At 63.7% G+C, this 24,698-nt stretch carries 19 protein-coding genes; 11 read left to right on the top strand and 8 right to left on the bottom strand.

Annotated features, from left to right (window positions below; all coding sequences use genetic code 11):
• The first annotated feature begins 34 nt into the window (after positions 1–34).
• From JWZ97_RS05610 to JWZ97_RS05600, 3 genes are all read left to right on the top strand, one after another.
• Complete coding sequence (locus JWZ97_RS05610) at positions 35–2,071, top strand: type I restriction endonuclease subunit R (RefSeq protein WP_205433824.1); 2,037 nt, start codon at positions 35–37, stop codon at positions 2,069–2,071.
• Positions 1,980–3,380 carry a type I restriction enzyme endonuclease domain-containing protein gene (locus tag JWZ97_RS05605; protein ID WP_205433823.1) on the top strand — a complete coding sequence of 467 codons (1,401 nt, stop codon included), beginning with the start codon at positions 1,980–1,982 and terminating at the stop codon, positions 3,378–3,380. The genes JWZ97_RS05610 and JWZ97_RS05605 overlap by 92 nt, the downstream gene beginning before the upstream one ends.
• Before the next feature lie 381 nt (positions 3,381–3,761).
• Positions 3,762–3,923, top strand: a complete 162-nt coding sequence (locus JWZ97_RS05600) for a hypothetical protein (protein WP_205433822.1) — start codon at positions 3,762–3,764, stop codon at positions 3,921–3,923.
• A 14-nt stretch (positions 3,924–3,937) separates the two neighbouring features.
• Here the strand turns inward: JWZ97_RS05600 and cysG are convergent, their stop codons facing one another.
• The gene (gene cysG, locus JWZ97_RS05595; RefSeq protein WP_205433821.1) at positions 3,938–5,350 is read right to left on the bottom strand and encodes a siroheme synthase CysG; all 1,413 of its coding nucleotides are present in this window, start codon (positions 5,348–5,350) and stop codon (positions 3,938–3,940) included.
• Positions 5,351–5,404: 54 nt separating this feature from the next.
• On the opposite strand from cysG, the gene JWZ97_RS05590 reads away from it, so the two are divergent.
• A complete protein-coding gene (locus JWZ97_RS05590) occupies positions 5,405–5,644 on the top strand; it encodes a sulfurtransferase TusA family protein (protein WP_240342503.1) in 240 nt (79 codons plus the stop codon).
• A gap of 9 nt (positions 5,645–5,653) precedes the next feature.
• On the opposite strand, the gene JWZ97_RS05585 is transcribed toward JWZ97_RS05590, so the two are convergent.
• Positions 5,654–6,307: an HAD family phosphatase gene (locus tag JWZ97_RS05585; RefSeq protein WP_205433820.1), complete on the bottom strand. Its 654-nt coding sequence runs from the start codon at positions 6,305–6,307 to the stop codon at positions 5,654–5,656.
• Between the two features lie 148 nt (positions 6,308–6,455).
• On the opposite strand from JWZ97_RS05585, the gene JWZ97_RS05580 reads away from it, so the two are divergent.
• Positions 6,456–6,968, top strand: a complete 513-nt coding sequence (locus JWZ97_RS05580; RefSeq protein WP_205433819.1) for an RNA pyrophosphohydrolase — start codon at positions 6,456–6,458, stop codon at positions 6,966–6,968.
• A 429-nt stretch (positions 6,969–7,397) separates the two neighbouring features.
• Positions 7,398–9,353: a CHASE domain-containing protein gene (locus JWZ97_RS05575; protein ID WP_205433818.1), complete on the top strand. Its 1,956-nt coding sequence runs from the start codon at positions 7,398–7,400 to the stop codon at positions 9,351–9,353.
• A 38-nt stretch (positions 9,354–9,391) separates the two neighbouring features.
• Here JWZ97_RS05575 and JWZ97_RS05570 read toward each other — a convergent pair whose 3' ends face one another.
• Both JWZ97_RS05570 and JWZ97_RS05565 read right to left on the bottom strand, forming a co-directional pair.
• The gene (locus tag JWZ97_RS05570) at positions 9,392–10,048 is read right to left on the bottom strand and encodes a DUF2459 domain-containing protein (RefSeq protein ID WP_205433817.1); all 657 of its coding nucleotides are present in this window, start codon (positions 10,046–10,048) and stop codon (positions 9,392–9,394) included.
• Positions 10,049–10,228: 180 nt separating this feature from the next.
• Positions 10,229–12,100 (bottom strand): serine hydrolase, encoded by a 1,872-nt coding sequence (locus JWZ97_RS05565; protein WP_205433816.1) that lies wholly within the window; start codon positions 12,098–12,100, stop codon positions 10,229–10,231.
• A gap of 413 nt (positions 12,101–12,513) precedes the next feature.
• On the opposite strand from JWZ97_RS05565, the gene JWZ97_RS05560 reads away from it, so the two are divergent.
• The 5 genes from JWZ97_RS05560 to JWZ97_RS05540 are packed head-to-tail and all read left to right on the top strand — an operon-like array spanning position 12,514 to position 21,785.
• Positions 12,514–13,995, top strand: coding sequence for a NuoM family protein (locus tag JWZ97_RS05560; RefSeq protein ID WP_205433815.1), 1,482 nt, complete (start codon positions 12,514–12,516; stop codon positions 13,993–13,995).
• Positions 13,992–17,153: a DUF2309 domain-containing protein gene (locus JWZ97_RS05555; RefSeq protein WP_240342502.1), complete on the top strand. Its 3,162-nt coding sequence runs from the start codon at positions 13,992–13,994 to the stop codon at positions 17,151–17,153. Before JWZ97_RS05560 ends, JWZ97_RS05555 begins: the two co-directional genes overlap by 4 nt.
• Positions 17,143–18,657 carry an NADH-quinone oxidoreductase subunit L gene (locus tag JWZ97_RS05550; protein ID WP_205433814.1) on the top strand — a complete coding sequence of 505 codons (1,515 nt, stop codon included), beginning with the start codon at positions 17,143–17,145 and terminating at the stop codon, positions 18,655–18,657. Before JWZ97_RS05555 ends, JWZ97_RS05550 begins: the two co-directional genes overlap by 11 nt.
• Positions 18,658–18,670: 13 nt before the next feature.
• Positions 18,671–20,176 (top strand): NuoM family protein, encoded by a 1,506-nt coding sequence (locus tag JWZ97_RS05545; RefSeq protein ID WP_205433813.1) that lies wholly within the window; start codon positions 18,671–18,673, stop codon positions 20,174–20,176.
• Between the two features lie 52 nt (positions 20,177–20,228).
• Positions 20,229–21,785: a NuoM family protein gene (locus JWZ97_RS05540; protein ID WP_205433812.1), complete on the top strand. Its 1,557-nt coding sequence runs from the start codon at positions 20,229–20,231 to the stop codon at positions 21,783–21,785.
• 19 nt (positions 21,786–21,804) lie between these two features.
• On the opposite strand, the gene JWZ97_RS05535 is transcribed toward JWZ97_RS05540, so the two are convergent.
• The 4 genes from JWZ97_RS05535 to JWZ97_RS05520 all read right to left on the bottom strand — a co-directional run bounded on the left by JWZ97_RS05535 (position 21,805) and on the right by JWZ97_RS05520 (position 24,495).
• The gene (locus JWZ97_RS05535) at positions 21,805–21,966 is read right to left on the bottom strand and encodes a hypothetical protein (RefSeq protein ID WP_205433811.1); all 162 of its coding nucleotides are present in this window, start codon (positions 21,964–21,966) and stop codon (positions 21,805–21,807) included.
• A gap of 180 nt (positions 21,967–22,146) precedes the next feature.
• Positions 22,147–23,385, bottom strand: coding sequence for a hypothetical protein (locus JWZ97_RS05530; protein WP_205433810.1), 1,239 nt, complete (start codon positions 23,383–23,385; stop codon positions 22,147–22,149).
• An 11-nt stretch (positions 23,386–23,396) separates the two neighbouring features.
• The gene (locus tag JWZ97_RS05525) at positions 23,397–24,014 is read right to left on the bottom strand and encodes an ABC transporter ATP-binding protein (RefSeq protein ID WP_205433809.1); all 618 of its coding nucleotides are present in this window, start codon (positions 24,012–24,014) and stop codon (positions 23,397–23,399) included.
• 22 nt (positions 24,015–24,036) lie between these two features.
• Complete coding sequence (locus JWZ97_RS05520; RefSeq protein ID WP_240342501.1) at positions 24,037–24,495, bottom strand: cupin domain-containing protein; 459 nt, start codon at positions 24,493–24,495, stop codon at positions 24,037–24,039.
• Positions 24,496–24,698 lie beyond the last annotated feature (203 nt).

The following is a 24,698-nucleotide window of genomic DNA, read 5'->3' as shown; positions in this document are numbered from 1 at the left end:
CGCCCACCATAATCCAGATACAGGAAGTCGATCCATGAGCAGCCACGCCTATACCGAAGACCAACTCGTCGAGCAGCCCGCCATCGGGCTGTTTGCCGCGCTTGGCTGGCAGACGGTTTCGGCGATGGAGGAAACCATTGGCGTCGGCGGTACGCTGGGGCGCGAGACCAAGGCCGAGGTGGTGCTGGTGGCGCGCCTGCGGGAAGCGCTCTCCAAACTCAACCCGAAGCTTCCGTCCGAGGCGATAGACGCCGCCATCGACGAGCTGACCCGCGACCGCTCGGCCATGAGCCTGGAAGCGGCCAATCGGGAGGTGTACCGGCTGCTTAAGGAAGGCATTGCCGTGTCCGTCCCCGACCGCGCCCCCGGCCCCTCTCCCGCACGCGGGAGAGGAGAGGAAAAGGTGCGCCTGCGCGTGGTGGATTGGGAAAACCCGGAGAACAACAATTTTCTGCTGGTCAGCCAGCTCAGCGTCACCGGCGCGCTCTATACCTGCCGGCCCGATCTGGTGGGTTTCGTCAACGGCCTGCCGTGGGTGGTGATCGAACTGAAGAAGCCGGGCGTTTCGGCGCGGGTCGCCTTCGATGAGAACCTGACCCACTACAAACAGCAGATTCCCCAGCTGTTCTGGTACAACGCTTTTCTGATTGCCAGCAACGGCACCGACAGCCGTATCGGCTCGCTGACGGCGGACTGGGAGCGCTTCTTCGAGTGGAAGCGCATAGCCCGCGAGGACGAGCCGCGCCGAGTGTCGCTGGAAACGATGCTGCGCGGCACCTGTGACCGCCAGCGGCTGTTCGATCTGGTGGAAAACTTCACTTTGTTTTCCGAGCACAAGGCCGGGCTGGTCAAGATACTCGGGCAGAACCACCAGTTCCTCGGCGTGAACAACGCCATTGCCTCCATGCTCGAAGCCCGCAAGCTGGGCCACGGGCGCGGCGGTGTGTTCTGGCAGACCCAAGGCAGCGGCAAGAGCTTTTCCATGGTGTTTTTCGCCCAAAAGGTGCTGCGCAAGCTGGCGGGTAACTGGACTTTCGTGATCGTCACCGACCGCATCGAGCTGGACGAGCAGATCGCCAAGACCTTCAAGGCGGTGGGTGCGGTGTCGCAGGCGGAGGGCGACGCCTGCCATGCCGGCAGTGGCGCGCATCTGCGCGAATTGCTGCGCGGCAACCATCGCTACGTCTTCACGCTGATCCATAAGTTTCGTCCCGAAACACCCTCATCCCCAGCCCTTCTCCCAGCGGGAGAAGGGAGTAAGAATCTCCCCTCTCCCTTTGGGAGAGGGGACGGGGGTGAGGGCCTTATGCCGGTGCTGAGCGACCGGCCCGACGTCATCGTGCTGAATGACGAGGCGCACCGCAGCCAGTACGACACCCTGGCGCTGAACATGCGCGCCGCCTTGCCCAAGGCGATGTTCCTGGCCTTTACCGGTACGCCGCTGATCGCGGGCGAGGAACGCACCAAGGACGTGTTCGGCGACTATGTGTCGATCTACGACTTCCAGCAATCCATCGAGGACGGCGCCACCGTGCCGCTGTTCTACGAGAACCGCACGCCCGAACTGCAACTGGTCAACCCGGACCTGAACGACGACATCTACCGGCTGATCGAGGAGGCCGAACTCGACCCGGATCAGGAAGCCAAGCTGGAGAAGGAATTGTCGCGGCAATATCACCTGCTGACCCGCGACGACCGGCTGGAGACCGTGGCCCAAGACATCGTGCCGCATTTCCTCGGGCGAGCCCCGTTTGGATCAGGCTATCGGCAAGGCGATGGTGGTTTCCATCGACAAGGCCACCGCGCTGCGGATGCACGACAAGGTGAAGAGATGCTGGGCGGACGAAACTGCCCGGGTGCAACAGGAATTAGGGCAACTGGCCCATCGGCCGGGTGGCGAAGGGAGCTCGGAACAGGCGCGGCGCGACTTGCGCGTATCGGAGTTGAAGGCCCGTCTGGAGGTACTGACGACCACCGACATGGCGGTGATCGTCTCGCCCGGCCAGAACGAAATCCAGCAGATGCAGAAGCTGGGCCTGGACATCGCCCCACACCGCAAGCGGATGAATGAATCCGAGCCGGGACTAGCCCAGAAGTTCAAAGACACCGAAGACCCGCTGCGCCTGGTGTTCGTCTGCGCCATGTGGCTGACCGGCTTCGATGCGCCGAGCTGTTCGACGGTGTATCTCGACAAGCCCATGCGCATCCATACCCTGATGCAGACCATCGCCCGTGCCAACCGGGTGTTCCCCGGCAAGCACAGCGGGGTCATCGTCGATTATGCCAACGTGTTCGCTTCGCTGGAGAAAGCGCTGGCCATCTATGGAGCCGGCAAGGACGGCAAGAATCCCGTCAGGGACAAGAAGCTGCTGGTGGAGGAATTGCGCAAGGCCGTCGTTGAAGCTACGGCTTTCTGCACCCAACAGGGCGTGGTGCTGGACGAGATCGAGTCGCTAGGGCACCCTCTCCCTCTGGGAGAGGGACGGGGTGAGGGGAGCGGCCTGGAACGTCTGCAGCGCATCGAAGACGCCATCGACGCCCTGATTGCACCGGACCCCCTGCGCCGCGAATTCCTGGGCCATGAGCGCTTGGTCGGCACCTTGTACCAAGCCGTGAAACCGGAGCCCACGGCCCTGGAGTTCACCGGGCGCGTGGCCTGTCTGGGGACACTGGCCGGGGCGATTCGCGCCAAGCTGAACCCCAACCCTCCGGACATCTCAGGGGTGATGAGCCAAATCAACGGCCTGCTGGACGACTCCATCACGGGGCACGCCATCCGTGAGCAGGGTCCGCCGGCACTCGATCTGTCGAAGATCAACTTCGAAGCGCTGGCCCAACGGTTCAAGGAGTCCAAGCACAAGAACACCGACCTGGAGATGCTCAAGGCCGCGATCCGCGCCAAACTGGAAAAGTTGATCGCGCTCAACCGCACCCGCGCCGACTTCGCCGAGAAGTTCGAGGATTTGATCGAAAGCTACAACGCCGGCAGCCGCAGCATCGAAGAGCTGTTCGAGGAATTGCTCAAGCTGTCCAACAGCCTGAACGACGAGGAACAGCGCCACGTTCGCGAGCACATGAGCGAGGAGGAACTGGTCATTTTCGACATCCTCACCCGGCCGGCGCCGGAGCTCAGCCCCAAGGAGCGCGCCGAGGTGAAGAAGGTGGCCCGCGATCTACTGACGCGCCTCAAGGACTTGCTGGTGCTGAACTGGCGCCAGAAGTCGACGGCACGCTCACAGTTGAAACTGACCATCGAGGACACCCTCGACATGGGACTGCCCCGTGCCTATACGCCCGAGCTCTATCAGCAGAAGTGCTCGGCGGTGTTCGAGCACGTCTACGAGAGTTACCCGGAGCGGAATGCGGGTGTGTACGCCTGATTTGTGAGCCGTTCCCGCAATCAGGCGCTTCCGTGTTTTCCCGGACTTTCCCTATCCGCCGCGAGCAGAGTTCGAGGCATTCAAGTCATTGGGATGAGGCGGAGAAGAGAAAGCCCTAATCTCGCGGGTAAGCGTCGGAAAGGATCCAGGGAACAGGTCTTGTTTTTTGCTCCATCAATGACCGCTGCCGCATAAGCTCGGACAAAACACCAAGCCTGACGCAATGCCCTGCGGCCTCCGCTGTAAGCTCCGTTTTACAGTCGGGTGACCCCTAATCGTTAATTTACTGATTTGATAGGATTTTTAGTCGCGGCACGGATGATGCTGGATTAAAGGTGTGTAACCAGTACTTGCATCGCTCGAAGCGACAAGGAGGGTGTCATGGCCAGCCCGACTATCCCCAAAGGCATCGTCGAACGCGATTTGGATGAGCGTACGTTCGTCGTGCTAATCAAATACGCGAAAGTCATCTGGTGGTTCCACCTGGAAGGCTTGTTGGCGAAAGCCGACGACGGTGCGGCGGTCGAGCGCGCCCGCGATTAGACCGCCGTTTCAGGTCATGGCCCCGGCAACTCCTGCCGCTCACCATAAAACCAGGCCAGTTTTTCGTGCAATTTGACGACATGGCCGATGATCACCAGCGTGGGCGCCTTGATGTCGCGCTCGGCGACCAGACCGGGCAGCGTGCCCAGGTTTCCGCAGACGACCACCTGGTGGCGGGTCGTCCCCTGCTGGACCAAGGCCGCCGGTAGATCGGCCGGGCAGCCGTGTTCTATCAGGGCCGAGCAGATGCGGTCCAGCCCCTGCAGCCCCATGTAGATCACCACGGTCTGCTGGGGCACGGCCAGACGCCGCCAGTCCAGATCGATGGTGGAATCGTCCTTCAAATGGCCGGTCACGAAGGTGCAGGACTGGGCGTAGTCGCGATGCGTTAGCGGTATGCCGGCATAGGCGGCGCAACCGGACGCGGCGGTGATGCCGGGCACCACCTGGAAGGGCACCCCTTCCTCCATCAGCGTCTCGATTTCTTCCCCGCCACGGCCGAAGATGAAAGGATCGCCGCCCTTCAAGCGCACCACCCGCTTGCCGGCCTTGGCCAGGCGCGCCAGCAGGCGGTTGATGTCTTCCTGCGGCAAGGCGTGCAGGCTGCGCTGTTTGCCGGCGTATATCTTCTCGGCATCCTTGCGCACGAGATTCATGACCTCGGGCGATACCAGGCGATCGTAGACGACGACGTCCGCCTCCTGTATCAGCCTCAGCGCTCCGAGTGTGAGCAGGTCGGGATCGCCGGGGCCGGCGCCGACCAGGGCGACCCGGCCCATCGCATCGACGTCGCTGTCGTGCTCGTCGAGTTCACGCTGCAGTTGCGCGGCGGCTTCTTCTTCGCGCCCCGCGAACACCAGTTCCGCGACCCGGCCCTGCAGTACCCGCTCCCAGAAACGGCGACGCTGCCCGACGTCCGTGAGCCTTTGTTTGACCCTGGCGCGGAAATTCTCGGCCAATGCGGCCAAGCGGCCGTAGGCGGGCGACAGCAGGGTTTCCAGGCGCATGCGCAAGACCCGGGACAGGACGGGCGAGGCGCCGCCCGAGGAAACCGCGGCGATCACGGGCGAACGGTCGATGATGGCCGGGAATATGAACGTGCAAAGTTCCGGGCTGTCGACCACATTGACCGGAATGCCGCGCGCCTTAGCGGCCTGTGACACCGCTTCGTTGACGGAACGGTCGCTCGTCGCGGCGACCACCAGGGCATAATCCGCCACAACCGCGCGATCGAAGTGCTGCTCCAGCCACGTGATCTCCCCCGACTCGGCCTGTCGAGCAAGGCTGGCCACCAGTTCCGGAGCCAGTACGGAGACCGCGGCACCGGCCGCCCTGAGGGTTCCGACCTTGCGGGCGGCCACCTCGCCTCCCCCCACGACCAGGCAAGGCCGGCCGGTGAGTTTGATGTATATCGGCAAATAATCCATGGGAGTGAGCTTTTGTTAGAATCCTTCCCCTTTTCGACATCGGGAGAAGCTGAGATGTTGGTCATTTCGCAATGCGACCTGGAAGTCGACACCTGTGGGCTCGCCTGTCCATTGCCTTTGCTGCGCCTGAAAAAAGCCCTGCAGGCCCTGCAAAGCGGCCAAGTGGTGCGTGTGACGGCGACCGATCCGGCGTCGGTGCTGGATTTCGGCGTCTACCTGGATCAGGCGGGCCACGAATTGATGGACCGCTGCCAGCAAGACGGCATCCTTTATTTCGTCATCCGCAAAGCTTGAGTCCCGTGCTCAGCGCAGGCTGATGATGGGCCAGCCGCGCGCGCGCGCTTCATCCGCCAGGATCTCGTCCGGATCGACCGCCACCGGATGCCCCACCCGCGACAGCAGCGGAAGATCGTTGTGCGAATCGCTGTAAAACCAGCTATCGGCCAAGGCGTGGTCGTTCTCGACCCGCCACTCATCCAGGCGCTTGACCTTGCCGTCCTGAAAACAAGGCACGCCGACATGGCGCCCGGTGTAGCGCCCATCGGAAAACTCCGGCGTCGTCGCGATCAGGTGCTCTATCCCGTAAAGCCCGACGATGGGTTCGGTCACGAATCGGTTGGTGGCCGTGATGACCACGGGCAAATCGCCCGCATCCCGGTGCTTCGCGATCAAATCCCTGGCGGCCGGTAACAAGATGGGCAGGATCTTTTCCCGCACGAACTGCTCGCGCCAGACGTGCAGACGCTCCACGGGATGTTCCGCCAGCGGCTTGAGCGCAAAGGCCAGAAACTCCGCGATATCGAGGCGGCCCTCCCGGTATTGTCGATAGAACTCGGCATTCGAGGTCTCGTAATGTTCGCGGTCGACGATGCCCTGATCGACCAGAAATTGCCCCCAAAGGTAATCGCTATCGCCGGCGATGAGCGTGTTGTCGAGATCGAAAATGGCCAGACTCACGGATACTCCAGGCTAAATACGGGCCACGGACGCCGCCGCCAGGCGGATGACATCCGGACGAGTTTTGTGAAACAATGACACCGATGCGCCCGCGGACGCGGACGCGCATTGTAGCATTCGAAGACAGCCACCGGACCTGATACAGACCATGATCGACTCGGAGGGATATCGCCTCAACGTAGGCATCATCCTGTGCAACGACGAGGGTCGGGTATTCTGGGCGCGTCGCGTCGGTATGCGCTCGTGGCAGTTTCCTCAGGGTGGCATCAAGCTGGACGAAGCGCCCGATAACGCCATGTACCGCGAACTGTACGAAGAGACGGGGCTCAGCCCGCATCATGTGCAGCTACTGGCGCGCACGGGCGGCTGGCTGCGTTACGAACTCCCCGACCGCTACATCCGCAAACATTCCCTGCCGCTGTGCATAGGCCAGAAACAGCTCTGGTATCTGCTCAGGCTCGATGCGCCGATCTCCAACATACGCCTGGATCGCACCGACAAACCGGAATTCGACGCCTGGTGCTGGGTCGATTATTGGCACCCACTCGCCGACGTGGTGTATTTCAAGCGGGAAGTCTACCGCCAGGCCCTAACTGAATTGAGCCCCCACCTTCCGGCTGGCGACGCTCGCCGCGCGCAACCCAACATCGCCGGCGTCTGAGGCGCGCGGCCGGGACAGCCCCCCGCTGCCCCTATTTACCGGGCGGCGACTTAAATTAAGCCAAACTACCGGGGCGTCCGCGACCGCTCGGGCTTCCGTGTAGCGCATCTCCCCCGGTCCTTCTTTTATCCGGCCGAAACCACGCTCGCCAGCCTGAATGCCGAATGGGGGCACCCGACGCGGCGAAATGAACGCAAAGGACTTGCGCCTCGTGCCGTACGATGTCCGACTCCGGTTCTAACTCCCACCAAAGCGCTACCGGATAGTTGCCGGGCGTTTGATCCCCGCATCACTGCAAAATCCGTTCGGCACATTACACTACCCTCGTGCGCTGCACAGGCGCACTGCCGCATGTTGCGCCGGGCATACCCTCAGGGCGCCGGCGTGCCGGTCCCCAGTTCTCCAACTTAAACGGAGTCAGGAAGCCGTATGCTATCGATAGTCAGCCATGTATCAGGCATTACGGCACGCGGCAAGCTCATCGCCCCCGGACTGACCGGCGTGGTTTTGTCCCTGGCCTTGGCCGTCACTTACGGTTTGTGGTCCTCGGCGGACAGTGCTCTGGAACGAGACGAGCATACGTATTTCGATTTCCGGGTCCGGCAGCTACGCGAACTCATCGAAAATCGCCTGGATAATTATCAGCAAGTCCTTTACGGGACACGCGGCTTGTTTGCCGCGTCCGTAGCGGTGGACCGCGCCGAATTTCACGACTATATCGCCGCTCTGTCTCTTGAAAAGCGCTATCCCGGCGTGCAAGGCGTCGGTTTCGCTTTGAGGGTTCCCAAGGAACAAAGGGATAAACATGTCGAGGACATTCGCCGACAAGGCTATCCCGATTACGACATCTATCCGGAAGGCGATCGAGATTCTTATACCGCTATCGTCTATCTGGAGCCATTCCTGGACCGCAACCTCAGGGCATTCGGCTACGACATGTTTGCGGAACCGGTGCGCAACCAGGCCATGTGTTTGGCCCGGGATGGCGACGCAATCGGCGTATCCGGCAAGGTCGTACTGGTGCAGGAAACCGAGCACGATGTGCAGGCCGGATTCCTCATGTATCTGCCGGTTTATAAAAACGGCTTACCCCACGACACGGTGGAACAACGCCGGGCCAACATTGTCGGCTGGGTTTATTCGCCTTTCCGCATAAAGGATTTGATGGAAGGGATAGGCGGAGAGCGGGCAGCGGATTTGGGGCTGGAAATATTCGATGGCACACAGGCCGACGAGGAAACCCGCCTGTATGGCACCGCACCCATGCAAACGGGCGACCCCTCCCTGCATACCATTCAGCAATTACTAATCGCGGGCCATCCCTGGACCTTGTCCATCCACGCCGAACCTGGCTTTCAGTCCCGCATCGGCCGGACCAAGCCGCTACTCATTGCCGGCACGGGCATAGCCTTCAGCGCTTTGTTGACGCTACTGGTCTGGCAATTCATGGCCCGCGGCCGGGCCTTGGCCCTGGCGGCGGAACGCGCCCAAAAATTCCAAGAAAGCGAAGCCCGCTTCCGCTTGATGGCGAATTCGGCTCCGGTGTTGATATGGCTGGCGCGCGCCGACCACCAGGCCGTGTGGTTCAACAAAAGGTGGCTGAACTTTACCGGCCGCACCATGGTGCAGGAGTTGGGGCAAGGCTGGTTAAGCAACGTGCATCCGGAAGACATGGAAATCGTGCGTAACTGCTATGCCTGGCATTTCGAGCATCGTCTCCCGTTCAATGTCGACTATCGCTACCGACGTCACGACGGAGAGTATCGCTGGATGGCCAATACCGGCGTACCGCGATTCGATAAAGCCGGTGACTTCGTCGGATTCATAGGCACCTGCATAGACATCACGGACCATAAGCTCATGGAGGCGGAATTATTGGAATTGGCCACCACGGACGCCCTGACCGGTTTTCTGAATCGCCGCTATTTTCTGATCCGGCTGCAGGAGGAGTTTGCACGGCTGCAACGTCACCCGGAGTTCCAGACTTCCGTGTTGATGCTGGACCTGGACCACTTCAAGCACGTCAACGACACCTATGGCCACGCCACCGGCGATGCGCTGCTGAAGCATTTTGCCAGGATCGTCCGCACTCAACAGCGCAAGACCGATCTCGTCGGCCGCATGGGCGGCGAGGAATTCGCCATCGCCCTGCCGGGCACCGGGCTGGACGAAGCCGGTGTTTTTGCGGAACGTTTACGCCAGCATGTTGCCGATACCTTGCTGCAAACCGATCGGCACAGTATCGCCATCACCGTGAGCATAGGCATCGCCTTGATGAACTCGGCCAGCATCAGTCCCGATGGCGTTTTAACCCTTGCCGACCACGCGCTCTATGCGGCCAAGAATGCCGGGCGAAATCGGGTTCACGTCGGCAATGCCGCATGAGGCGGTTTTGCCTTCGCTCGCTTTTCCCGGACGGATGATTACGGCTGCGGCCTGGACTCGGGCACGGCAAATGGACGTATCCGGTTCATCAATTGATGCGCGGTGATAAGCGGCATGAACCCCATGGGGTAAGCGCCCGCCTCCAGGGCCCGCGCGGTCCACGCGTTGCAGGTATTGAGCAGGCTGAAATGCCCCCGGGCGGGATAAAAATAACTATTGCGGATCAGACCGGGGCCTATCGGTCCGACCCGCGCCGCGCCCTCCCGAACGAAGCTTTGATGGATGTAGTCCGCAAGGCCGGCATACCCTTGCGCCGTCAGCGACAGCCGCACGATGTCCCGGCCTCCGTAGTGCTGACGTATCGAACCGTACACGCCGATCACGTGCAGCACGCTGGCGTCGGACCAGAAAGCGGCTTGCAACATGGCCCCGAAACCGGGATCGTCCGCCCGGTAATAATCCCGGTCGCCCCAGCCCAATTCCAGATAGTCGGCGTTCGGAAAGTCCGCGCTTTCCGGCATTTTGCCGGCAGGCAGGTCCGCCGGATCGATCACCAAACCGCTGTGATAACCGTGATTTACGACGTAGACCGAGGCGTAGGGCTCAGCCTGGACGCGACCGGTGTCTGTCGGCCCGGCGCAGGCCATGGGCAACAGTCCGAGGGCGATGACAAACAGCGCAAAACGGCCGTTCATCGGCATGAGCTTGCCGCGGTCTTCGGGAGGATTGCTGGAGGTGTCATCGCCTGGTCATGTCTGTCGCCGAGGAATTTGGATCTGGGCGCGGCAGGACGTTGCGGCGAGGGGTCAAGGGCGATGCCACCACCGCCTTTCGGTCTTCGCCCGGACGGGGGTGATTTGGCGCACCTGACCGCCTTACTGCCGGATGAAGCGCACACCGGAAAACTCCAAAAACTCCGCGCCGTTCGCGCTTCGTTCGGCGCGCAAGGTCTCCCCCATGTCGTTCCATGCCCCCAAGACCAGGGCTTCGGTATCGGACACCGGTTTGATCGCCAGGCGCAGGGGCCGGTCCGGCTGCTGGACGAGGCGCACCTCCAGGAAGCCCATGCCGTTCTCAAAACCGGCATGGACCGACCGCACCAGGGGGCCATCCCGTGCGGTATCGCTGGGAACGTAATCGCCCTGCCGGACTAGCCAGGCTGCAGGCAAGGGAACCGGCTCGATCTTTTCCCCCAGCATCAGTTCCTGCCCGTTCCGGTGGGCGATCAGGATGTCGCGGCCCGCGACATGGTCCAGGGAAAACCCGATGGCATCCAGGGCATCGAGCTTGAAGGGGATCAGCCCCAGCAGGCGATACTTCAGCGCCAGCCGTCCATCGGTCCTCGGAACCAGGCGAAAAGTCCGGCCCAGGGCCTCCGCCTGCAACTGGTCGCCGTCGGCATATACGCGCACCGGTCCCATTTGGGTGGTGTAGTAGCCCGCGTAGGCTTGCCGGTCCGCCGGACTCAAGGGCGTGCGGGCGAGTTCCACCGGCTCGGCTACCGGTTGCCGTATGCCCGCCTTGATCTCCAGCGCCTGCGCCAGGGTCTCGGTCGCCAGCTTGTTGACGGTTCCGCGGGCACTATTCGAATTGGCCAGGACCACCACGCCCAGCTTATGTTCCGGCAGCGCGACCAGTTGGGAATGGAACGATACGGTGTCGCCGGCATGATGAGCCACGGTGCCGGCACCTCGAAGATCGATGTCGCCGGTGCCGCTCAACATCCAGCCCAAACCGATGCGTAAACTACGATCCAGTTCGACCCCCTGGTTTTGCGGGCTAAACATCGCATCCAGGGTCTCGGGGCGCAATATCCGGGTATCGCCGACCCGGCCTCCGGCAAAGACCATGGACAGGAACCGACTCATCTCGGTCGCGCTGGAAACCAGTCCGCCGGCGGGGATGTCGCGCAAGGCGGGATCGGCGGTCTCTTCGCCCTTGCGGTAACTGCGCGACATCAGCGGATGCGAAACCGGCGCGGCAGCCAGCGACGAACGGGTCATGCCCAGGGGCTGTAGCAGCCTCTGCTCCAGATGGGCCGCATACGGCGTTTGCGCCAGCCGTTCGATGACATTGCCGAGCAGGGAAACGCCCAGGTTGGAATAGGAGAAAACGCGATCCGGCGGCGCCACCAGCTCGATTCCTCGTATGGCCCGGATCAGGGAATCTGGATTGGAGTTCGGCGTCCACAGGCCTTGCAAATAATCGCGCGGCAGGCCCGAATGATGGTTCATCAGATTGCGCGGTGTGATGACCACCGGCCCGGCGTAGCGGGAACGTACCGAGAGCTCCGGCAGATAGCGTTGCAGGGGGCGGTCGATGTCGAGTTTTCCCTGCTCGGCCAACTGCATCGCGGCTGCGGCGGTGAACAGTTCGGTCATCGAGCCGAGCCGAAACAGGGTCTCCGGCGTGGCCGGCAAGCCTTTGGACTTATCGGCATGACCGAAGCCCCGGGCCCACACGACCCGCTGATCGTCGACCAGCGCAATGCTCAAACCCACGACATCGTGAGCGGCCATTTCCTTCTCGGCCAGTTGACTCACGTTTTGGATGAGTTGGGAGTAATCGGCGCGTACCGAGGCGGACGGCGGCGCGGCGGCCGCGCATGCGCCGGAGGCCACGAGCGCGAGCGCGGCAAAGAGACTCGTGCGGCGATCGATTTTTCGCGCGATGGCGGCGAGAGCATGCCGGTGCGGCTCGAGCGCCGGCGAACGCCCGGAAAGTCGCAGAGCCAGCCAGATGTTCATGTATTACTCCTTGGCGGCCACGCATCGGACCGCTGGTCGAATGGAATGCCTAGCCGCTTGCCTCCGGCTGAGGCGTCTGCCCCATCAGCAGGCAACACCCTATTTCGTTTCACGCCCATCAAAAGCGCGCCGGCCGGCGCCGTCAAGCGTACGTCACCGAGCTGGGTCTGCGCGACCGTACGGCAGACGGCATGCGCGCTTCCTTATCCGCTTGCCGCGCGGGCGGACCCGGTGGTCGGCGGCACGAGACCAGAGCCGGCGATACCGGCCTCAGCAAGGTTTGTCGTCTTTGGTAGCCATGCTATCCTGCTCCGGCTTCCGTCTTGTTTTGATACGCTACCTTCACATCGACTGTTGCACCGCACGAGCCGACCAAGCCGCCTCCTCCAAGGACTCAGCCCTAAGACCCGACGATGCAGACCCTAAGCCTGATCCTGTGGGCCCCCGCCGTGGGCTCGCTGCTCGCCGCCTTGATACCGGATAATCGAGCCCACCTGGTCCGCAGCCTGGCGTATGGCGTGTCGCTACTCACCCTGGTCCTGGCCTGGAGCCTGCCCTTCCGTTTCGACACCGCGTCCGGCGACCTGCAGTTCCAGGAATTGCATCCCTGGAACCCCGAACTCGGCAGTTTTTATGCGTTGGGGGTGGACGGCATTTCGCTGCCTATGGTGCTGCTGTCCACCTTGCTGTCGGTGATCGCCCTGCTCGCCTCCCATAGCGTCAAGACCCGCGTCAAGGGATACCACGTGTGCCTGCTGATGCTCGAATTCGGCATGCTGGGCGTCTTCATGGCTCAGGACTGGGCCTTGTTCTACGTGTTCTGGGAAGTCACTCTGATTCCACTTTTTTTCCTCATCGACCAGTGGGGCGGCGCGCGCCGGCATACCGCCAGTCTGAATTTCGTGCTCTACACCATGGGCGGCTCGATATTCATGTTGATTGGCCTGTTGATGATCTACGGCGGGTCGGAGGCACATTCCACCGCCATGCCGGCCATGAGCGAAGCCGCCAAGACCCTGCCCGTCGACAAGCAAATCCTGATTTTCCTGGGGCTCTTGATCGGCTTCGGCGTGAAGATGCCCAGCTTTCCACTGCACGGCTGGCTGCCCTTGGCCCATGTCGAGGCGCCGAGCCCGGTCAGCATCCTGCTTTCCGGCGTATTGCTCAAGATGGGCGCGTTCGGCTTGATCCGTTCGGTCGGCATGCTGCCGGAGGCCGCCCTGGCACTGCAACCCCTGCTCGCCGCGCTGGCCTTGATCAGCCTGGTCTACGGCGCGCTGCTGGCCTGGCGGCAAAGCGACCTCAAGGCCATGATCGCCTACTCCTCCATCAGCCACATGGGCATCGTGCTGCTGGGCATCGCAACCCTGAGCGAGACCGGCCTGCTGGGCGCCGCCCTGCAGATGAGCGCTCACGGTCTGATCGCCGCGGCACTGTTCCTGGTCGTCGGCCTGCTGTACGAACGCACGCACAGCCGCGAGACCGCCGATTACGCTTCCTTGATCAGCCGCGCGCCCCGCTTTGCCTTGTTCTTCACCCTGGCTCTGCTGGCGGGGCTGGGCTTGCCCGGCCTGGCGGGGTTTCCCGCCGAACTCCACGCCCTCGTCGCCGGTTTCGACCGCTTCGGCGGCTGGACCGTTTTCGCCAGCCTCGGGATCCTGATCGGCGTCGCCTATGCCATCCGCACCATCGCCACCCTGCTGAGCGGCCCCGCACCGACGAACAGGCGCGAATTCTCGGACCTGCGCGGTTTCGAACTGGCCGCCGCCAGCACCCTGGCCGCGGGCATCATTTTTCTGGGTCTGCTTCCCACCCCCGCCCTCAAGCTGATCGGCGCCTCGGTAGCGCAATTGAGCGCGGACCTGACTACAGGCGGAAATGGAGGCCAGCCATGAGCGCCGCGCTGGAGGAAAAGGACCCGGCCGATCCCCGCACTCGACTGATCGAGGCGGTGAGCTATCTGGATCACGTGCTGCCCGGCCAGGCGCCGCTGCTCGATTTCGTACACCACAACACCTTGCACGGTTATCAGCACCTGCCTTTCCCGGAAGCGCTGGCAGCGGCGGAAAGGCTGACCGGCAACCGCGCCTATCTGCCCGAAGAGGAATTCCGCCGTTACTACCGGCAAGGCCGCATCAACGACGCCGATCTCGCCTCCGCGCTGGATCGCGAACAGGCTGCCCGCGGCGCTGAAATCGTCGCCCGGGTTGCCGGTCGTGACATCGCGCGGCGCGAAATCTGGCTCACCGCCCTGATTCATGGCGTCGACGCCGGCAGCGCCCAGGAGCTCGACTGGCAGATAGCGGAATTGCAGGCCCTCGAGACCTTCCAGGCCGACGTGCCCGAAGAGATCCGCCGACGTTTCATGGGCTCGGCGCAAACCGAAGTCGTCGCGGAAGCCATAGCCGCGTGCTGGGCGACCTGCAGTGAGCGCTGCGACGTGGAGGTGGACTCCGTCCCCGGGCCGTCCGCCACGGATTACTTCGCCGACGTCGGAGACCGTCTGAGCCTGCGCGGCGCGCTCGCCGACCTGACCGGAGAGGACATCCTCGACGAGGTTCGCCCCGCCCTGATCCGCCTCTGCGCCTCGCACCTGGACGAAGGCATCGCCTCCTGGCACGCACCGGACCGACCGGACGGCCTTTATGCCGCCTGGAAAGCCTGCGCCGACCATGATGCCGGTCCGGCCCTGCAGGAACTCCCGGGCTGGCGCGCCGCCTGGGCCGAACTGCCCGAAGAGCCGGTCGATGCGGTGATGCTGGCGCTGCAGCGTCTGGGCATACCGGAACCGCGCTGGAGCGCTTATCTGCGCCGGCTGGCGCTGGAATTGCCGGGCTGGTCGGGGCTGTTCAACTGGCGCCAGCACAAGCCGGCCTATCCGGCGAATCGTATCGCCCCCGTGGCCTTGATGGACTATCTGGCGCTCCGGTTGTTGCTCGACGGACTCCGCATCGAGCGCCTCTGCCGTTCGACCTGGGGCCTGCCCGGCCGGCTGGACGCGTTGCAGGAACATTTCACCCGGCGCGAATCCGAATTCACGATCCGCCTGGCCCTGTTTGCCGGTAAATTGCCCGAAGATCTCGCCGTCGACACCCGCCAACTGATCGTAGACGGACGGCAGGGCGATGCGTTGCGGGCACGCTGGGATGAACTGCACGAACGCATGGTGAACCGCCGGGCGGCTGCGGAACGGTCCACCCCGCGTAAAGCCTGGCGCCTATTCCGCCTGGCCCAGCATCTGGGCCTGTCCGGTCCGGATATCGCCGCACTACAGGACGCCGAGCTTCATGGCCTACTCTCCGCCCTGGACGAGCTGGACGGCGGCCAGCGCGGCTATCTCTGGCTTTGCGCCTATGAGCACCATTACCGCAACGACTTGTTCGCCGCGCTCGCGCAAAACCACGGCCGCGGGCCTTGGGCCACGCGGGAGGGACGTCCGGATGCCCAGGTGATCTTTTGCATGGACGACCGCGAAGAAAGCCTGCGCCGCCACCTGGAGGAGTCGAACCCGGCGATCGAAACCCTGGGTGCCGCCGGCTTCTTCGGCGTGCCCATGAACTGGCGCGGACTGGACGACAAAAAGCTGACCCCGCTCTGCCCGGTCGTCGTCACGCCGGCTCACGAAGTGCGGGAAATTGCGCGTCCGGGAGCGGAATCCCGGCACGAGAGCCATGGCCGCAGGCTGGGCTTGAAAGCCCGGCTCGAACGGGTATTGAACCAGGAAATCCGCCGCAATCTGATCAGCTCCGAATTGCTGATAGGCCTGCTCGGCCCCCTCACCCTGGGCGCTCTGGCCGGCAAGATTTTCTTTCCCTTGAGGCACGCCAGATGGGCCCGTCATCTGAGCGATGCCTACGATCCGCCGGTGCCGACACGGCTGCATTTCGAGGCCTCGGCCGACAGCCCCGCCGCCACGCCCGAGCGGCCCCGGCTGGGCTTTACCGATGGCGAGCAGGCCGACCGGGTCGGCGCCTTCCTGCGCAACGTCGGCCTGACGGCCGGCTTCGCCCGCTTGGTCGTGATTGCCGGCCACGGCTCCATCAGCCAGAACAATCCGCATCTGGCCGCCTACGATTGCGGCGCCTGTTCCGGCCGCCACGGCGGACCGAATGCGCGGACCTTCGCCGCCATGGCCAATCGCCCGGAGATACGCGCCCTGCTCAAGGAGCGCGGTATCGATATCCCGCCCGACACCTGGTTTTTGGGCTGCGAACACAATACCGCCAACGAGGACTTCATCTGGTTCGACCTCGAAGACCTGCCCGCGGTATTTGAACCGGCGCTGCGACGCTTGCGCGCCGAACTCGACCACGCCCTGCACCTCTCCGCCCACGAGCGCTGCCGCCGGCTCGCCTCGGCGCCGCGCAAACCCAGCCTGAAACTAGCCATGAACCACATCGTCGGCCGCACCGTCGATTTCAGCCAGGCTAGGCCGGAACTGGGCCATGCGACCAACGCGGCGGCGGTGATCGGCCGGCGTTCGGTCACCCGCGGCGCTTTTTTCGACCGCCGCGTATTCCTGATCTCCTACGACCCGACCCAAGACCCGGACGGCCGCATTCTGGAGGGCATCCTGCTGGCAGCCGGACCTGTGGGCGCGGGCATCAACCTGGAATACTACTTCTCCACGGTCGACAACGAGCGTTACGGCTGCGGCTCCAAGGTGCCGCACAACGTCACCGGCCTCAACGCCGTGATGGAAGGCGCCAGCAGCGATCTGCGCACCGGCCTGCCGCGCCAGATGGTGGAAATCCACGAAGCCATGCGTTTGCAACTGGTGGTCGAGGCGAAGACGGAGGTCCTGGTCGAGATCTATAAACGCCAGCCCCCTTTGCGGGAGCTGATAGGCAACCGCTGGCTGTTGCTTAGCGCCATTGCCCCGGATACCGGCACCCTCAGCGTATTCGAACCCGAACGAGGCTTCGTGCCCTGGCAAGCGCCACACCAACCCCTGCCGCGCGTGGCGCGTTCGACGGACTGGTACGCCGGCCACAGCGCCCCGCGTCCGCCGGCGCTAATCGCCACCCCGGAGGACACGGCGCATGCTGCCTGAGAGCATCATCCTGCCGCCTTTCGCGGCGGCCCTGATATTGGGACTGGGCCAGCTCAGCGGACGCATAGCGGGCGAAGCCAGCGAGCGCTTCACCCGCCGCCTGTCCCTGTCGGCGGGTCTGCTGTCCTTGCTGGCGGTAGCGGCGGCCGTCCTCCTGTTTCTGCGCGGCGAACTGGCTGAATCGATGGTGCTGGGAGCCTGGCTGGAAAGCGGGCGCTACCGCATCCGCATCGAGTTCGGCTTCGACGCGCTCAACCTGATCATGTCCAGCCTGATCGCCCTCCTGTCGCTGATGGTGTTGCGTTTCTCGGTAAACTACATGCACCGCGAGGCCGGATTTCACCGTTTTTTCATGGTGCTGTCGCTGTTCGTGGGCGCGATGCAGCTGCTGGCGCTGGGCGGCAACGCGGTGCTGACCTTCGCCGGCTGGGAACTGGCGGGCGTGTCGTCCTTACTGCTGATCGCTTACGCCTACGACCGGCCCACGGCCGCGGCCAACGCGACCCGCGCCTTCGTCACCAACCGCATCGGCGATGCGGGCTTCGTGCTGGGCATCTTTCTGGCTTTTGCCTGGATCGGCGCCATCGACTGGCCCAGCATCACGGCCGCGACCGGGCAGTTGAGCGAGTGGCAGGCGGCTACCCTGGCCTGTGCATTTTTGCTGGCGGCTGTGGCCAAATCGGCCCAAGTGCCCCTGGCACCCTGGCTCGCCCGAGCGATGGAGGGGCCGACGCCGTCCAGCGCAATATTTTACGGTGCCTTAATGGTACATGCCGGGGTTTTTCTGGTACTGCGCTTGCAGCCCGTGTTCGACCAGGCTCCGCTGGCCCAGGCCTTGCTGGTCGCCGTGGGCCTGCTCACCGCACTGTACGGATGGTATTGCGGGCTGACCCAAAGCGACGTCAAAAGCGCGCTGATTTTTTCGACCTCGGCCCAGGTCGGGTTGATGTTCCTGGAGGCGGGCCTGGGCTGGTGGGATCTGGCGCTGTGGCATCTGTGCGCCCACGCCGGGTTCCGCGCCTATCAGTTCCTCTCCGCGCCTTCGCTGATGCACCAGATCGCCGGCAGTCCCGCTCGGCCGCCGACGGCCTCGCTGGCCCAGCGGCGCGGCCTTTATCTGGCCTCGCTGCACAGGCTGTGGCTGGAGCACCTGGGCGACGCGCTGGTCGTCCGGCCGACACAAAAATTGGCCCGGGATCTCGAGCGCTTCGACCGCCAGGCGATCCAGCGCGCCGCCGGCCTGCCCCTGGATGCGCTGCCTGAGCAAGCCGGCAAGCGCCCCGACGATACCGTGCGGGTCAGTGGCCTGGCCGGCGGCCTGGTCGCCGCGCTGGCCTCCTTGTCGTTCTGGTTCGAAGACCGCCTGGTCCTGCGCGGAATCGGCAGCGGATTGCAACGCGCCGGCCGCCGCCTGGGCTCCCGGCTGAATCATTTCGAAGGCTTGCTGAACCAGCCGCGCTATCTGGTGGTTTTCGTGCTCGCCACCCTGCTGGCGGTATTCTAGGAGTCGGCGGGCGATGAACGAGATTCCCTGGTTCGTGCAGGCCGGCGGCCCGGTCCTGACCTTGCTCCTCGCCATTCCCCTGACGGGCATGGCCCTCGCCTGGCTGGTCCGCTCCGCACGCCAGGCCTATCTGCTCGGCCTGGCCGGCAGCGGACTGGAGCTGGCCCTAGCCGGCTGGATCGCCGGCCATTTCCGCCACGGCACGGCCAATCTGCAATTCGTCGAGCATATCCCGCTGACGCCCTTCCTCTCCTACCACCTGGGCGTCGACGGCATATCCCTGCTGTTCGTCTTGCTCACGGCCTTGCTCACCCTGCTGGTGATACTGTACGGGGAGATCGTGCACGAACGCCCGGCCGGACTCTACATCGCCAGTGTGTTCGCATTCGAAGCCACCCTGATGGGCTTATTCCTCAGCATCGACGTACTGGAATTCTGGATCGTGTCGGTGTTGGAACTGATACCGGCAAGCTTCATCCTGACGCGCTGGGGACTCGCTTCCTCCCGGCGCCTGGCCGCCTTGCGCTATCTCCAGCATGCCGGCCTGGGACTGGGGCTCACGCTGGTCGCGGTGCTGCTGTTGGGCTGGCGGCAGGCCGCATCGACGGGAGACTGGTCTTTCGCGCTGACCGATCTGCTCGCACACCCGCTGCACAAGGACCAGCAAGCGCTGATTTTCGTGCTGCTCCTGCTCGGACTGGCACCGCGCCTGGCGCTCTTTCCGTTCCACGCCTGGCTGCCCGCGGTAGCCCAGCACGGTCCCCTGGCGACGCTTTGCGTATTCCTGGTGGGATTGAAGGTGGGCATTTACGCCCTGTTCCGCTTTGTGCTGCCGCTGGCACCCCATGCCTCGGATGCCTGGAAGGAATTCGTCGTGACCCTGGCCATCCTGGGGATTTTTTACGGCGCCCTGCTGGCCCTGATGCAAATCAATCTGCGCCGACTGCTCGCCTACGCCGCGGTCAGCCATGCCGGCATGCTGACCGTAGGGGTGTTTTGCCTGAACCGTGAAGGCCTGCAGGGCAGCCTGATCCTGACCGTCAATTTCGGCATGGCCGCCGCGGGATTGCTGTTCGCCACCGGCGTCCTGTTCCGGGCCACCCGCACCGCCCTGCTGCCGCGACTGGGGGGGTTGTTCGACGCCTTTCCCCTGCTCGGCCTGACCTTTCTTCTGGCCGCCTTGAGCACCATGGCCATGCCCGGCACCCCCGGATTCGACGCCGCCCACTTGATGCTGGAAGGCGCGATCGCGACTCACCCCTGGGCCGTGGCGGTGGCCGTGGCTTCCGGCAGCGTCGCTTCGGCCGCCTTCCTGCTTTGGGCCTTCCAGCGCGCCTTTCTGGCCAGACGACGAGACCGGGCCTTGCATCCGACGAAGATACGCCTGAACGCGGCCGAATTCGTCCTGGCCGGCACGGTCTGCGCCGTGCTGCTGGTCGTCGGCTTCTACACCCAGCCGTGGCTGGAACTGGTCGACGGCTCGCTCACCCACCTGGCCGGCAAACTCGATCGCCGTTAATGGAACAGGCCGTCATCGCCCAAACACGTCACGCCTTCTGAGAACCCCGCACTTGCATACATCACACCTTCCCGTCCTCAGTCTGCTGATCTTCCTGCCCATCGCGGCGGGTGCCGGCCTGCTGGCCTTGCGGGATCAAAAGCTGGCCCGCACGGCTGCCCTGGCCGCCGCCGCCGTCGAGCTTCTGCTCAGCATCCTGGCCTGTGGGCTTTTCGATGCCGACCTGACGGGCATGCAGCTGATCGAGCGCCAGACCTGGATACCGACGCTGCATATCGATTACTTCCTCGGCGTGGACGGCGTTTCGCTGCCCTTTCTTCCGCTGAATGCCCTGCTGACGGTCGGCGTGATAGCGGCGTCGTGGACCGGCACCCAGCAACGGTCACGGGCTTATTTCGCGCTATTGCTGGTGCTGGAAGGCATCACCCAGGGGATTTATTGCTCGCTCGATCTGGGGCTGTTTTTCATGTTCTGGGAACTGACCCTGGTGCCGCTGTTCTTCCTCATTTCCCTCTGGGGCGTGGGCCCCAGGCGCCGCCATGCGGCGACCCAATATGTGCTGTTCATGCTGGCCGGCGGCGTTCCCCTGCTGGTCGCCTTCATCCTGCTGGCTCTGAACAACGCGAGCGAGGCCGGATCGCCCGCTCGGCTGGGGCTCTCGTTCGATTATCTGAACCTGTTGCAAACGCCGATCCCCCTGGAACAGCAAACGGTGATCTTCCTCCTGCTGTTGCTGGGCTTCGGCATCAAAGCTCCGTTTTTCCCGTTCCATGTCTGGCTGCCCAACGTGGCGTTGGAAGGTCCGGTGGGAGTGAGCGCCCTGCTGATGGGGCTGAAACTGGGCCTGTTCGGCATCCTCCGTTACGCCGTGCCCTTGGCTCCGCAAGCGGCCAACCACTGCCGCGGATTATTGATCGCCCTGGGTGTCGCGGGCGCCTTGTACGGCGCCTTGCTGGCGCTGCGGCAAAGCAATCTGAGACGGTTGCTCGCCTATTCGGGCGTGAGCCATGTCGGCTTCGTCATGATAGGCGTCGCCGCGCTGAATCTGCAGGGATTGCAAGGGGCGGTCTTTCAACTGGTCAATTTCGGCATCGTCTCCAGCGGGCTCATGTTGATCGCGGGCTTCCTCCAGCGCCGTCTCGGTTCCACCGACCTGGCTAGCCTGGGCGGCATCGCCAGGCCCATGCCCAGGCTGGCCGCCTTGTTTTTCGTGCTGGGGCTCGCCAGCCTGGGGGTGCCGGGCACCAACGGTTTCGCCGCGGAACACCTGATCCTCATCGGCGCGTTCAGGTCACAGACCGGGCTGGGCCTGGCCGGCCTACTGGCCGTCATACTGGGGGCGGCCTATTTCTTGGATTATTACCGCCGGGCTTTCCTGGGCCCGGTCGTCCGGCCGGGTGTGGCAAACGCAGCCGATCTGCTCCCGCGGGAACTCTGGCTGGCCGGCACCTTGGCCGTGATGTCCCTGCTGCTCGGACTGTTTCCGCTAGGTCTGCTCAGGCTCAGCGAGCAGCCGTTGACCACCCTGGTGGCACGCCTCGAAACGGGTACGCCGATTACCCTGGCCGACGCCATTCAAGACAGGGGCCACCCGACCTTAAAGCCTTGATGAAGCCATGTCTGTCCGTCTAGCTCTTGCGCGTGGAGAACCATGCGAAAGGGATGGCGAAAGGCCCGAAAAACAGCCCCATGCTGGTCCAAAAGACCACGTCGCGAGCACCGCGCGAGCGCGCGATTTCGTGGCAGGCGACCGCGCCGACCAAAGACAGGATGATAATCGCAGCGCCCATGTAGACCTCTTGAGTTGTTGTGAACGGATACGGCCCGAGCCGGGGGGGCTGAGGCCCCCCGGCTCGGGATAGTGATAGTAGTGATCTATTAACGGGTCGTGGTGGGATGGGCCTTCAGGCCGCAATCTTCGCGGGCTTAAAGCCCGCTCCCACAGTTCTGGCCAGGGATCCCGGACCACCTTAATAGTCGAATACGGCCCACCAGACCGCCAGCCAGAACGCGACGGCGACGGCCAGCTTGGGCAGGAACCGCGTTCCATCGGCTTTGGCGTAGAACAGACTCAACAGCCCCACGGCCACGCCGCCGACGGGAACTATCAGGAAAACGCGCACACCCGCCAGCGGGTAAAGCGTGCCGATCGGAGCTACCCCGAGCAGGCAGAACCCACCGATCAGCACCAGCAGGTCGGCGGTCAATTGTATGCCCTCCCCTATGCCCAACGCGGCCAGCAGCGGACACATCGGAGAGCGCTCCGCACGCAGAGTCAGCTCCAGCCCGGCGACCTGGAATATCACCGGGACCAGGCCGGCCAATAACAGGCCCGCCGCCACGTGCGGCTGAAATCCGATGGCCTCCCAGGCCGTCCCGAACCAGGTGAGCGCGCCGACATAGGCCACCAGCGCCAGGCGGGTGGGCAACTGGCTCCATTGCGTCAGCGCCAGGATGGCTATCGTTGCCAGATTCAATACCGGCGGCAGCCGCTCGCCAATACGGCTGCCTTGCCAAGCGGAGCCCGACTTCAACAGCGTGCCCCAGGTCCCGCGATCGCGCAGACGCAATGCAGCGAGCGGACCTGCGACGAATAGAACAGGCGCGACGATATGCCCAAGCTCGGAACACAGGGCCAGCACGGCGAACAACGACGTCGCGGCGACGATCGCCGCGGCCGGAGACCCGCGCAGCACGAGCTGTTGGAGTAGCGGCCACTGAACGGCCAGGGCCAGGGCGAGCCCTGCGTTTTGCGATACGGCCCCGCCCGAAATCGCCAGCGCGATCCCATAGGCCACGAAGGGCAGCATCAGTATCAAGTCGGCGACCAGCAGTAGCGCGAAGTCGAGCGCGGTTTCCAGGCCCGCGATCCCCGGCAGCGTGCGCAAATAGCCCCAGGGCGCACCACCGCGCAAGGCGTCCGCCTGCACGGCGGTCCAGGCGACCGCCACCAGCGACATCGTCAACCAAGCGGCGACCGAATAGCTGGCGCTGCCGCCTTCGACGATCTTGCGCACCGGCGTGCCAGCAGCCTGAATTTGCACGGCCAATGGCATGGAAGCCGGAGAAAAAATCAAGGACGCGAATAACCAGGTCTGCCAGCGGCGGAGCAAGAGCTTCAGGGTCGCCGCGGCGTAATAACGCAGTCGCCAGCGCAGCAGACGGAAGAACAGACCGGATCTGGAGATGGATTCGGGGCCGAAATTCAAGCTATTCCCCGTCAAGACAGCGTCACGGTTTTTTCCGCCGTAATGCCCAAGGCCGCGTGTTGCGACGCCTCGTGGCAGGACAGGACGATCAGCCGCGTCCGCGCGAGCGTACGGACCGTGGCCTGCAAGGCCTCGAGCGAAGCGTCGTCGAGCGCATTGGTGGGTTCGTCCAGGATGTAAACCTCGGCGTCCGCTGCCAGGGTGGCGACCAGCATGAATTTCCTGGCCGTGCCCAGCGACAGGCGGTCGAATTTCGTGTCCAGGTAAGCCGGGAGTCCGAACGCCGCTATCAGCTCATCCATGAGCCCCCCGTTCCAGCCTCCGCGTACCGAGCGGACGAAGGCCAGCCACTCCCTCCCGCTGAGGAAGGGAAACACCGGACAATCGGCCGGGCAATAGCTCAGCCCCCTCAGCGCGCCGCTTCGCGACGTTTTCAGCGCTTCGCCGCCCACGCTCACCTCGCCCGCATCGGGTGCCAAGGCGCCCGAGAGCATGGCCAGCAGGGTCGACTTGCCCGCCCCGTTGGCACCAGCGATCCGGTGGACGCCGGGCTCGGACCAGGCGCAGGACCAGTCGTCGATGACCGCCCGTCCGCCGTAGCGCTTGGATAAGCCGACTGCTTTCAACATCCGTCGTGAGGCTTGCAGGGGGCTATTTCTTTGCGGCCGGGGTGGAAGTGGCAGGGCCTATGCCGACGATCTGCAGGATGGTGTCACCGTCCTTGGCTCCATCGTAATGGACTTCGTTGCCGTAATGGGTCACGAAGCTGCCCGCCGGCACCGGCTTGAGCTCGTCAGGCTTGTAGTCGCTACCCGTGCCCACCCACCAGGTGCCCGAGATCACGGTGATGAAGCGGTCGTTGGGATGGGAATGGGGCTTGCTGTTATGGTGGGCCTTCCATTTATTCAAGACCACGTAGAGACCCGGTTTCGACAGATCACCGACCAGTACGGCGGATTCCGAGCCGCTGGGATTGGCCACCCAGTTGATGTGTTCCGGCAGTTTGATGTTGATGGCCTTGGGGTCCAGCTCCTCGGCCGAGGCCTGAGCGAAACACGAGGCAAGCCCTAGCGCGAATGCGATACGCGCTATCCCTTGGATATTGAACAAGCGAGACATTATTCCTCCAGTGATCGAAATCATAATAAAGCCGGATGCCTGGCGACACCCCAACCGCCGGCATCCGCAACGGACGCCCACCGCATGATGCATGCACATGCCGGGCCAAAGCGGCGGTCCTTTCCCATCAAGGCGTTAGCGCCCAAATTCAAACATCCAGTGTTGGGTGAGCAACAGCGGATACCCTAGACTGC

This window comes from Methylococcus sp. EFPC2, from assembly GCF_016925495.1.
Classification (GTDB): domain Bacteria; phylum Pseudomonadota; class Gammaproteobacteria; order Methylococcales; family Methylococcaceae; genus EFPC2.
This window is presented reverse-complemented; position numbering and strand designations above follow the sequence as displayed.